Below are 11,480 nucleotides of genomic sequence, written 5' to 3'. Positions count from 1 at the left end.
CCGGGCGGTCGGTCACTTGGTCGGCTGGGCCTTCGAGGTGACCGTGATGGTGCCGGCGGCGATGTCAGCCTTGATCTTCTCGACCTCGGCCTTGAGGTCCGCCGGGACCTTGCTGTCGAACTCGTGGTACGGCGCGATGGAGACGCCGTTGTTGGCCAGGTTGCCGACGAAGCCCGGCTTGGCCTGGAGCTTCTCGCCACCGGCGGCCTTGAGCACGGCCTCCTTGACGGCGTCCGGGATGTTCTTGACGACCGTGGTCAGCAGCGCGCCGCAGTTCGGGGTGCTCTCGCAGCCGTCGACGTCGACCCAGACCACCGAGAACTTGCCGCCCGAGGCCTGCGCCGCGGCGGTGGTGCCGAGGCCCGAGCCGCCGGCGACCGGCATGATGATGTCCGCGCCCTGGGCGACCAGGGTGTCGGAGACCTTCTTGCCCTCGTCCTGCTTGACGAAGTCGTTGGTGAAGGAACCCTTCTGGGTCGCCTTGTCCCAGCCCAGCACCTGGACGTTCTTGCTCTTGGCCTTGTTGTAGTAGGCCACGCCGTCGGCGAAACCGTCCATGAAGATGGTGACCGGCGGGATCGGCAGGCCACCGTAGGTGCCGACCTTGCCGGTCTTGCTCATCCCGGCGGCCAGGTAGCCGGCCTGGAAGGCGGCCTGGGCGGTGTCGAACTGCATCGGGTAGACGTTGTCCACGCCCGGGTTCGCGTCGACGATGCCGAACTGCTGGTCCGGGTGCGCCGCGGCGGCCTTCTTGGTGGCGTCCTGCATCAGGCCACCGACGGCCAGGATGAAGTCGCACTTCTGGTTGACGAAGCCGTTGAGGTTGACCTCGTAGTCCGCCTCGGCCTTCGACTGGACGTTCTTGATGTCGATCTTGTCGTTCTCCTTCTTCGCCTCCTGAAGGCCCTTCCAGGCCGAGGTGTTGAAGGACTTGTCATCGATGCCGCCGACGTCGGTCACCATGCAGGCGCTGTACTTCTTGCCGCCGTCACCGGCGTTGTTGTCGTCCTTGGGGGCCTCACCACACGCGGCGGCGCCCAGCACGAGCCCACCCGCCACGAAGGCGGAGGCGATCCGCATCCCACGCACAGAGCGCAAGACGTCTCCTTCCCATTGCACACCGCGCCTTGTGCGGTGGCAGCCCTTGAACCGACGAGCGCTGTGCTGCCGGCATCCCACGTTACGGACGGGAGCGTACGCCCGCGCCCACCCACCGGCCGCCAATCGTGCACGACTGTTGAACGCCTGTTATCCGGGCGTAACCCTGCCGTGGGCCAGATCACTCCGCGTGGTCGCAGGAGACCCGACCGGTGTCGGTAACGTCCGGTTTCCCGGAGTCACCCGAACCGGCCCGGAGCCTACCGCCAGAACACCGCCACCGCCGCGTTGAGCAGGGTCAACCCGACGATCGCCAGGAAGTGGCCACGGGCGACCGACTCCCGCTTACGGGAGAAGAAGACCATGACAAAGATCAGCAGAGCCAGCACCAACTTGGTAACAAGCTTCGCGGGCGCCGGCTCGTCGCCGTCCCGCAGCGGCGCGGCGAGGCCGAGCCCGGTCAGCAGGCCGATCACCGAGCCCCAGAGCATGGCCGCGTTGATCCGCAGCCGGCCGCTGACGTACTGGGCGATCGCGCCACCGAGCAGCAGCGCGAAGCCGATCAGATGGACATAGAGAAGTACCAGGCGAAGAGCTTCCACGCGGGTCATCCTGCCCCATCAACGACGGATTGTAGTAGGGGGCCCGCCGGCCGAGCTCAATCCGTGATCTCCGCCGGCTCCCGGTCGGAGATCCGCGCCGGGTCCCGGTCGGCCGGCCGAACCGAGCGGGACCGCCCGACCAGCACCACAAAATCCAGGAAGTAGTGGCCTCCCCGGTGCCGGCAGACCACTACTTCCTGGTTCGAGCGCGATCATCTCGCGGGGCGCCCCTCAGCGAAGGCGCCAGACCTGGAAGGTGGGGCCGTCGCCGGGCAGGCTGACCACTCCGTCGGCGTCCGGGCGCAGCGCCGGGGCGCCGCCGTACACGTTCTCCCCCGCCGCCAGGCCGGCCAGCCGGACCGGGGTGCCGGCCGCCCGCCGGGCCAGCACCAGCACCGTGCCGGTGGGCGCCTCGCGGAGGAAGACCAGGGTGTCCGCGTCGGTGTGCACCCGGCGCAGGCCGCCGTGGCGCAGCGCGGGCTCGCTGCGCCGCAGCGCCAGCAGCGACCGGTACGCGGCGAACGTGCCCTGGTCCCAGCTCTCCGGCCGGTGCCAGGGCATCGGGGTACGCGAGCCCTCGCCGTTGGTGCCGGTCAGCCCCAGCTCGTCCCCGGCGAAGATCACCGGGGTGCCCGGCATCGTGGCGAGCAGGCCGGCGGCGACCTCCTGCCGGGCGGCGTCGCCGACCACCGTCCGGATCCGGGCCGAGTCGTGCGAGCCGAGCAGCTGCCACGAGTGCGTGTACGACCGCCACGAGATCAACGACCGGTAGGTGTCCATGGTCGCCAGCACCGCGTCGGCGTCCCGCCGGGCCACCCCGCCCGGGGTGCCGAGGAAGTTCGGCACCGGCTGGTCGCCGTGCCGCAGCCAGGACCAGACCGGGTCGGTGAAGCCGACGTAGTTCATCGTGCCGTGCCAGCCGTCCCGGTCCAGGTCGCCGGTGTGGTCGTGGCCGTGCTCGGCGAGCAGCAACCCGTCGGGCCGGGTCTCGGCGACCACCTCGCGCAGCAACCGCGCCACCTCGTGGGTGTACGCGTCCGCGCCGCGCCGGCCGGTCATGTTGGCCACGTCGACCCGCCAGCCGTCCAGCCCGTACGGCGGACGCAGCCAGCGGCGCAGCAGCGAGTCGTCGGCGGTGGCGAAGCGGCGGCGCAGCTCGGCGCTGCCCCAGTTGAGCTTCGGCAGCGACTTGATCCCGTTCCAGGACTCGTAGTCGCCGGTCACCTCGCTGAAGTAGTACAGCTCCCGCTCGGGCGCGCGCACGTCGGAAGCGGCGGTGGTGAACCACTCGTGCGCGTCGCCGGTGTGGTTGCTGGTGATGTCGCCGAGCAGCCGCCAGCCCCGGGCGCGGACGGCGTCGGCCAGCCGGGCCAGCGCCGCGTCGCCGCCGAGCAGCGGGTCGACGGTGTCGAAGCTGGACGCGTCGTAGCGGTGGTTGGAGCGGGCGGGGAAGATCGGGGTGAGGTAGACGGTGTTCACCCCGAGCCGGTCCAGGTGGTCCAGCTTCTCGGTGATGCCGTCCAGGTCACCGCCGTAGAACTGGTACGGCGTCTCCGGGCCGCGCCCGATCACCGGGGTGTCCCAGTCGCACGGGATCGCCCAGTCCGGCGCGGTCCGGCCGTCGGCGGCGGCGGAGCGGGCGAACCGGTCCGGGAAGATCTGGTAGATCACCGCGTCCCGGGCCCACGCCGGCGGCGGGGCGTAGCTGACCAGCTTGAAGTCGCCGTTGTCCGGCACGTCGTGGTCGACCAGGCCGGCGGCGTTGAGCCAGCGGTGGCCCCGCGCCCCGGAGAGCATGAAGCGGTAGTTGCTGACCGGGTTGCGGACCTCGACGTCGGCCCGCCACCAGACGTCGCCGCCCTCGGTCCGGTCGACGGTCGCCTCGGCGAAGCGCGGCTCACCGTCACCGGTGGTCCGGACGTGCACCTGGCGTACGCCCGCGCCGGCGGGGGCCCGGACGAAGACCGGCACGGTCGCGCCGAGCTCCGGCTCCTGCTCGGGTACGTAGGTGGCGGATCCGTCGTGGTGCGGCTGGAGGGACATGCCAGGACCTTCCGGTAGCGATCCGGTACAGGGAAAAGGAGCGGCCCGGACGAACCCGGACCACCCCCCGGTCAGCGCCCCGGTCGAACCCGGACCGCTGACCCCGCCCTCCGCGAACAGCGGCCACCTATCCGCTTCATCCCTTGACGGCGCCGGCGGTCAGGCCGGAGACGATGTAGCGCTGGAGCAGCTGGAACACCAGCACCGTGGGGATGGCGGTGAGCAGGGTGCCCGCCGCGAACATCCCGAAGTTGTTGTTGCGCTCCCCCGCCACCAGACCGAACATGCCGACCGCGAGGGTCTTCGAGTTGGTGTTGGTGAGGAACACGTTGGCGAGGATGAACTCGTTGATCGAGCCGATGAAGGCGAGCAGCCCGGTCACCGCGAGGATCGGCGCCACCAGCGGCAGCATGATCCGGAAGAAGACCTGGGCGTGCGACGCGCCGTCCATGGTGGCCGACTCGTCCAGCTCCTTCGGCAGGGTGTCGAAGAAGCCCTTCATCAGCCAGGTGTTCGCCCCCAGCGCGCCACCCATGTAGAGCAGGAACAGGCCCCACGGGGTGTTGAAGCCGATCGACGGCCACAGGTCGGTGACCGTGGTGAAGATCAGGAAGATCGCCACGATCGCCAGGAACTGCGGGAACATCTGGATCAGCAGCAGCGTGAGCAGACCGACCCGGCGGCCGGCAAAGCGCATCCGGGAGAACGCGTACGCGGCCAGCGCCGACAGGAAGATCGACGCGAAGCTGGCCACCCCGGCGAGCAGCAGCGAGTTCAGGAACCAGTGGCCGAACGCGGTCTTCGAGAACAGGTTGGAGAAGTTCTCGAACGACGCCCCGGTCGGCAGCAGCTCGGTGGAGGAGAGGGTGCCCAGCGGGTTGAGTGCCGCCGAGACGACGAACAGGATCGGGAAGAGGCTGAACGCCACCGCCAGCACCCCGACCAGGTGCCGCCAGCCGACCTGCGCGAACCAGCGGCCCTTGGACCTGCCCGTCGCGTTGCGGTTGGCGACGGGCGCGTCGGCGAAGGTGGTCACGAGTACACCTCCTCCTGCTTGCGGGTACGCGAGAAGCTGACCGCGGACACGATGGCCACGATCGCGAAGATGAAGATCGACACCGTGGCGGCCATGCCGTACTCGGCGCCCTGCGCCCCGAAGGCCAACCGGTAGGTGTACGTGATCAGCAGGTCGGTGGCGCCGCTGCGCGGGTTGTCCGCGGGAAACGGGCCACCCTCGGTGGTGAACCAGATCGCGTTGATGTTGTTGAAGTTGTACGCGAACGACGCGATCAACAGCGGCGAGATCGCCACCAGCAGCAGCGGCAGGGTGACCGCCTTGAACGACTGGAAGGGGCTGGCCCCGTCGACCGAGGTGGCCTCGGTCAGCTCCCGCGGGATGGCCTGGAGCGCGCCGGTGGCGACCAGGAACATGTACGGGTAGCCCAGCCAGAGCTGCACCAGCAGCACCGCGAGCCGGGCCGACCAGGTTTCACCGAACCAGTCGACGCTCAGCCCGAACAGGTTGTTGACCAGGCCGAAGTCGGTGTTGAACATGTCCCGCCAGACCAGCAGCATCGCGAACGACGGCATGGCGTACGGCAGGATCAGCAGCACCCGGTAGAGGTTCGTCCCACGCATCCGGGGCGAGTGCAGGGCCAGCGCGATGCACATGCCCAGCAGGAACGTGAAGCCGGTCGAGCCGATCGCGAAGGCGAAGTTCCAGACCAGCGTGCCGAAGAACGGGCCGGAGATGTTCGGGTCGGTCAGCACCCGGCCGAAGTTCTCCAGCCCGACGTTGACCTTCCAGCCCTGGGCCAGCCGCTCGCCGTCGGCGGCGACGAAGGAGCCGACGGACTCGTCGGCGGTCCAGCTCTTGCCGCTCTCGCTGTCCTTGATGCAGTCGCAGCCCTTGTCGTACGCCCGGAGCGCCTTGCCCTCGTACGCCCGGGACAGGCCGGAGGAGCGCAGCGCGCCGCCGGCGGTCGGCACCACCAGCTCGGTGATGTCCTTGCTGCGGGCGCTGGCCTGGCCGAAGTTGAGGACGGTGTAGCCGTCGGCGGCGGTGACCTTGCCACCCGGCGCCACGGTGACCTGGCCGGCGTCGAGCTGCTGGAGCCCGCCGGCGTCGCCGACGGAGACCGCACCGGTCTTCGGGTCGGTGACCAGGAAGACCAGCGACCCGGTGGCCGGGTCGCCCTTGGTGGCGACGGAGAGCGGGTACTGGGCGGAGCCGGGGACCTGCTTCACCGACGAGCTCTGGATGGCGACGATCGCGTCGGACTTGTCACCACGGTGACCGTCGCCGAAGTTCGTGAAGGCGGTGCTGGCGGTGTAGAGCACCGGGAAGACCTGGAACACGATCAGGAAGAGCGTGCCCGGGATCAGATACTTGGCGGGGATGTGCCGCGGAGTCAGGTAGAGGTAGAACAGGCCGGCGGTGGTCGCCAGCAGGATGGCCAGGCCCACCCAGTACTTTGCCTCGATGAGCGGGAAGGCCGCCCAGAGCGCGATCCCGGCCACGAGGCCGAGCAGGACCACCTTGACGACGAGACCGGTCAGGGTGATCGGCGCGTGGTTCCGCGCGGTACGGGACTTGCGCGGGAGCCCGGAGCGGACGGGCCCCCGGCCCGGGGTCTGCATGGCAGACCCCGGGCCGGACAGCGACGTGCTCATTACTTGATCTGACCGGAGATCGTCTTGCCTGCGGCGGTGACGGTCTTGGCCGGGTCGGCGCCACTGATGACGGCGGCCTCGGCCTTGCCGAACGGGTCCCAGATCGCGGCCATGGCCGGGATCGCCGGGAGCACCTGGCCGTTCTTGCCGGCCTCAGCGAACTTGGCCAGGTCCGGGTCGCTGCCCTTGACCTGGTCGAAGGCGGCGGTCAGCGCCGGCGGGCGCGGCTCGGCGTTGTACAGCGCCACGGCCAGCTCGGGCTTGGTCACGTAGTTGGTGACGAACTCCTGGGCCAGGGCCTTGTTCTTGCCCTTGGCGGCCACGTAGAACGACTGGACGCCCACGAACGGCTGGGCCTCCTTGCCACCGGCGAAGCCGGGGACCGGGGAGATGTCGTACTTGATGCCGGCCTTCTTGGCGTCGGCGATCGCCCACGGGCCGGACACCAGGAAGGCGCACTTCTTGGCGCCGAAGGTGGCGATGGCGTTCTCCGGAGAGATGGAGCGCTTCAGCGCACCCTCGCCCTTCTCACCGAGCTTGGCGATCTTCTGGAAGGCCGCGATCGACTCCGGCTTGCCCACGCCCAGGTCCTTCGGGTCGTAGTCGCCGTTGGCGCCCGTGCCGAAGAGGTAGCCACCACCCGAGGTGTACAGCGGGTAGATGTGGTAGGCGTCGCCGTTCTGCCCGGACTGGAGGCAGAGGATCTCGCTGGCCTTCTTCTGGGCCTTGAGCTGCTTGCCGGTGGCGACCAGGTCCTCGATCGTCTTCGGCGCCTCGGGGGCCAGCTCGGTGTTGCGGAACAGGGCCACGTTCTCGGTGGCGTAGGGGACGCCGTAGACCTGACCGTTGAAGGTCACGGCCTTGATCGCGGTGGGGTTGAAGGCGCTCTTCTGGTCGTCGGCCAGCTGCACCGGGTCGATGGCCCCGTTCTGCACCAGGTTGCCGATCCAGTCGTGCGCGCCGACCACGACGTCCGGGCCGCTGCCCTGCTGGGAGGCGGTGACGAAGTTGGTCTGCAGGTCCTTGGAGACGGCCTGCACCTCGACGGTGACACCGTTCTCCTGACCGAACTTCTCCGCGAACGGCTTGAGGGCCGCCGTCCGCTTGTCGTCGGCCCAGATGACGAGCTTGCCGCTCGCGGCCTGGGGGGAGGCCTTGGCGGCCGGCTCGTCGGACTTGTTGTCGCCGCCGCAGCCGGAGGCGGCGAGCGCCAGGCCGAGAACGGTGACCACACCCGCGGTACGGATGCGCATCGGTACTCCTGTCGTCATGGCGGCCCGCCGGGGGAAGGGCGGCCCGCCGTGGAAACCTCTGAAAGTTCTTGCCAACCGGCGCCGGGTTGCCGCGCCGCTGCTCTCGCGTGTTGCCGGGACGTTAGCAAGAGGTTGCAGAGAATGGAAGGGATTGCAGGAGTGTACGCAAGAACTTGCCCTTGAGCTAAAGTGCCGCCATGCGCGCTCGACTGTCCGACATCGCCCAACAGGCCGAAGTCAGCGAGGCCACGGTGTCGCGGGTGCTCAACGACCGCCCCGGAGTGGCCCCGGAGACCCGGCAAGCCGTACTGACCGCCCTCGATGTGCTCGGTTACGAACGCCCCGCCCGGCTGCGCAAGCGCAGCGCCGGGCTGGTCGGCCTGGTCGTGCCCGAGCTGGAGAACCCGATCTTCCCCGCGTTCGCCCAGGTCATCGAGTCGACCCTGGCGCAGAGCGGGTTCACCCCGGTGCTCTGCACCCAGACCCCCGGCGGCGTCACCGAGGACGAGTACGTGGAGATGCTGCTGGACCGGCAGGTCTCCGGGATCGTCTTCGTCTCCGGCCTGCACGCCGACACCGCGGCCAACCACGACCGGTACCGGGCGCTGATCGCCCGGCCGCTGCCCGTCGTCATGATCAACGGGTACGCCCCCGGCATCCCCGCCCCCTTCGTCTCCTGCGACGACCGGGAGGCCACCGAGCTGGCGGTCGCCCACCTGGTCGCGCTCGGGCATCGCCGGATCGGCCTGATCACCGGCCCGGACCGGTTCGTGCCGGTGCAGCGCCGGGTGGCCGGCTTCCGGGCCGCCGTGCCCCGGCTCACCGACGTGCCGGAGAGCGAGCTGGACGACCTGGCCGAGCTCTCCCTTTTCGGGGTCGAGGGCGGCGAGGCCGCCGCCGGCCGGCTGATCGAGCGCGGGGTCACCGGCCTCGTCTGCGGCTCGGACCTGATGGCGCTCGGCGCGATCCGGGCCGCCCGGCAGCGCGGCCTGTCGGTCCCCGGCGACGTGTCGGTGGTCGGCTACGACGACTCGCCGCTGATGGCCTTCACCGACCCGCCGTTGACCACCATGCGCCAGCCGGTCAGCGCGATGTCGGTCGCCGCGGTGCGCGCCCTGGTCGACGAGATCAACGGGCACGCCGCGCCGCACTCGGAGTACCTCTTCCGCCCGGAACTGGTGGTCCGCGGCTCGACCGCGGTGGTCCGCCAGGCCGGTCCCGCCGCCGGCGGCTCGAAGCGGCAGCGCCCGGCGCCGCCCGCCCTCGCCGTCCCGGCCTGACCCGGCACACCCCCCAACCACCCGGCCCACCGCGGGCCGAAGTCGATCACCAAAGCGGAGGGGCGGCCGCCCCTCCGGCCCCGTCGCGCCCCTCCGTCCCGGCACGTGGGACGGAAAAAACGTGACGAGCCGCTGGCCGGAGGGTGACGGCCGTCATTTCTTGCGCAAGGAATGCTTGACTCTTGCAGCGTGCGGACGGCATTCTGCTCACCACCCGCGCCCATCACCCAGCGCCGCGCGGGTGCCGCCGTCCCGCCACAGAACGGGGATCGTCACCGATGACCGCCGCCACCAACCCCACGCCGCTGACCTCCGACAACGACTGGTGGCGTTCCGCGGTCATCTACCAGGTCTACGTCCGCAGCTTCGCCGACGCCAACGGCGACGGCGTCGGCGACCTCCAGGGCATCCGGGAGCGGCTGCCGTACCTGCGTGACCTCGGCGTGGACGCGCTCTGGCTGACCCCCTTCTACACCTCGCCGCAGATCGACGCCGGCTACGACGTCGCCGACTACCGCGACGTCGACCCGCTCTTCGGCTCCCTCACCGACTTCGATGCGATGATCACCGACGCGCACGCGCTGGGCCTGCGGATCATCGTGGACCTGGTGCCCAACCACACCTCCAGCGCGCATCCGTGGTTCCAGGCCGCGCTGGCCGCCGCCCCGGGCTCCCCGGAGCGGGAGCGCTACCTCTTCGCCGACGGCAAGGGTGAGCAGGGCGAGCTGCCGCCGAACGACTGGGAGAGCATCTTCGGCGGCCCCGCCTGGACCCGGCTGCCCGACGGCCAGTGGTACATGCACCTGTTCGACCCGGCCCAGCCCGACCTGAACTGGCGCCACCCGGAGGTGCGCGCCGAGTTCGAGGACGTCCTGCGCTTCTGGCTCGACCGGGGCGTGGACGGGTTCCGGATCGACGTGGCGCACGGGATGATCAAGGCGGCCGGGCTGCCGGACGTCGGCTTCAACTCGATGACCACCGGGCAGCGCCAGTCCGAGCTGCTCGGCAAGGGTCGCCTGCCGTACTTCGACCAGGACGAGGTACACGACATCTACCGCGCCTGGCGGCCGATCCTGGACAGCTACCCGGGCGGCCGGATGGCGGTCGCCGAGGCCTGGGCCGAGACCCCGCAGCGGCTGGCCCGCTACATCGGCCCGGACGAGCTGCACCAGGCGTTCAGCTTCGACTTCCTCGACGCCACCTGGTCGGCCGACTCGTTCCGCAAGGTGATCGACACCGCCCTGGCCGAGTCGACCATCGTCGGCGCCCCGACCACCTGGGTGCTGTCGAACCACGACCGGCAGCGCCACGTCACCCGGTACGGCGACGGCGAGGTCGGCCTGCGCCGCGCCCGGGCCGCCGCCCTGCTGATGCTGGCCCTGCCCGGCTGCGCGTACGTCTACCAGGGCGAGGAGCTGGGCCTGCCGGAGGTGCTGGACCTCCCCGACGAGCTGCGCCAGGACCCGGCGTTCCTGCGCACCGGCGAGAGCCGGGACGGCTGCCGGGTGCCCATCCCGTGGAGCGGCGAGCTGGCCCCGTACGGCTTCGGCCCGGAGGGCAGCGAGCTGAGCTGGCTACCGGCGCCGGCGACCTGGCGGGCCCTCTCGGTGGCCGCCCAGGCCGACGTGCCCGGCTCGACGCTGGAGCTCTACCGGGCCGCGCTGCGCATCCGGCGCGCGCACCCCGCTCTGGCGGGAACCGCCGGCGGGGTGGTCTGGCTGGAGACCGAGCCGGGCGTGCTGGCGTTCAGCCGGTCCCTGGACGGGACCGTGCTGACCTGCGTGGTCAACATCAGTGGCGCCGAGGTGCTGATCGAGGGCTACGGCCCGCCGATCGTCGCCAGCGCCGACCTCACCGAGCGGGAGAACGGTCACCTCCTGCCGGTGGACAGTGCTGCGTGGTTCGAACGGCGCTGAGCCGGGTAACCCGCCATCGACCTGGTCGTCCGTTGTGCCCCGCGCCGACGGGCGACTGGGCTACCGACCCCTTGTGGTGGGGGGTGAGGTGGCACCGGCGCCTCGGGAGTTCGCTTCCCGGGGCGCCGGCGTCCACCTGGGGACGGCCCCGCCGATGCCTCAGCGACCCTTGTTCCGCAGCAGCTCGGCGATCCGCTCGAAGCCGGCGCGCAGTTCCTGCTCGGTCGGCGCGGGCAGCGGCTCGGACTCCTCGTGCCGGGCGGCCGCCGCCTCCAGCTCTTCGTCGATCACGTCCTCGAAGTCGCCGTAGAGGTCGGCCTCCTCGATCCCGGCCGTCTCGTCCTCGGCGGCGATCTGGGCGGCGGCGATCTCACCCCGGATCTCGTCGGCCGAGAGCGCCGGAAGCAGCGGCTCGACCACCGCCATCAGCTGCTCCTCGGCGACCACCGCCTCGGCCAGGGCCAGCGCGTGCGGCCGCTCGTACGGCCCGCAGACCACCGGCTCCCACTCCGCCGGGTCGGCCAGCGGGCCGAACGTGATGATCCACGGCAGGCCGAGCATCGGCGAGTCGTCCGGCAGGTCCAACGTCACGAGTGCGCCCACCGGCTCATCATG

General features: G+C 70.6%; 9 protein-coding genes. 2 read left to right on the top strand and 7 right to left on the bottom strand.

Annotated elements, in window-relative coordinates:
* Positions 1–12: 12 nt before the first annotated feature.
* From V6U81_RS05090 to V6U81_RS05065, 6 genes are all read right to left on the bottom strand, one after another.
* Positions 13–1,080: a BMP family lipoprotein gene (locus V6U81_RS05090; RefSeq protein WP_334485188.1), complete on the bottom strand. Its 1,068-nt coding sequence runs from the start codon at positions 1,078–1,080 to the stop codon at positions 13–15.
* Positions 1,081–1,358: 278 nt separating this feature from the next.
* Positions 1,359–1,700, bottom strand: a complete 342-nt coding sequence (locus V6U81_RS05085) for a hypothetical protein (RefSeq protein WP_334484946.1) — start codon at positions 1,698–1,700, stop codon at positions 1,359–1,361.
* Between the two features lie 231 nt (positions 1,701–1,931).
* Positions 1,932–3,743, bottom strand: a complete 1,812-nt coding sequence (locus V6U81_RS05080; RefSeq protein WP_334484944.1) for a glycoside hydrolase family 13 protein — start codon at positions 3,741–3,743, stop codon at positions 1,932–1,934.
* A gap of 136 nt (positions 3,744–3,879) precedes the next feature.
* Positions 3,880–4,779, bottom strand: a complete 900-nt coding sequence (locus tag V6U81_RS05075; protein WP_334484942.1) for a sugar ABC transporter permease — start codon at positions 4,777–4,779, stop codon at positions 3,880–3,882.
* The gene (locus V6U81_RS05070) at positions 4,776–6,416 is read right to left on the bottom strand and encodes an ABC transporter permease subunit (protein WP_334484940.1); all 1,641 of its coding nucleotides are present in this window, start codon (positions 6,414–6,416) and stop codon (positions 4,776–4,778) included. The genes V6U81_RS05075 and V6U81_RS05070 overlap by 4 nt, the downstream gene beginning before the upstream one ends.
* Entirely contained in the window at positions 6,416–7,669 is a 1,254-nt protein-coding gene (locus tag V6U81_RS05065; RefSeq protein ID WP_334484938.1) for a sugar ABC transporter substrate-binding protein, read from the bottom strand. The genes V6U81_RS05070 and V6U81_RS05065 overlap by 1 nt, the downstream gene beginning before the upstream one ends.
* A gap of 197 nt (positions 7,670–7,866) precedes the next feature.
* Here V6U81_RS05065 and V6U81_RS05060 point away from each other — a divergent pair, with 197 nt between their 5' ends.
* Positions 7,867–8,949 carry a LacI family DNA-binding transcriptional regulator gene (locus tag V6U81_RS05060; RefSeq protein ID WP_334484936.1) on the top strand — a complete coding sequence of 361 codons (1,083 nt, stop codon included), beginning with the start codon at positions 7,867–7,869 and terminating at the stop codon, positions 8,947–8,949.
* 278 nt (positions 8,950–9,227) lie between these two features.
* Positions 9,228–10,865, top strand: coding sequence for a glycoside hydrolase family 13 protein (locus V6U81_RS05055; protein WP_334484934.1), 1,638 nt, complete (start codon positions 9,228–9,230; stop codon positions 10,863–10,865).
* A 159-nt stretch (positions 10,866–11,024) separates the two neighbouring features.
* On the opposite strand, the gene V6U81_RS05050 is transcribed toward V6U81_RS05055, so the two are convergent.
* Positions 11,025–11,468, bottom strand: a complete 444-nt coding sequence (locus V6U81_RS05050; RefSeq protein WP_334484932.1) for a hypothetical protein — start codon at positions 11,466–11,468, stop codon at positions 11,025–11,027.
* Positions 11,469–11,480: the final 12 nt, after the last annotated feature.

This window comes from Micromonospora lacuserhaii, from assembly GCF_036902735.1.
Taxonomy (GTDB): domain Bacteria; phylum Actinomycetota; class Actinomycetes; order Mycobacteriales; family Micromonosporaceae; genus Micromonospora.
Note: the sequence above shows the minus strand (reverse complement) of the source record. Positions and strands in the feature narration are given on the sequence as shown.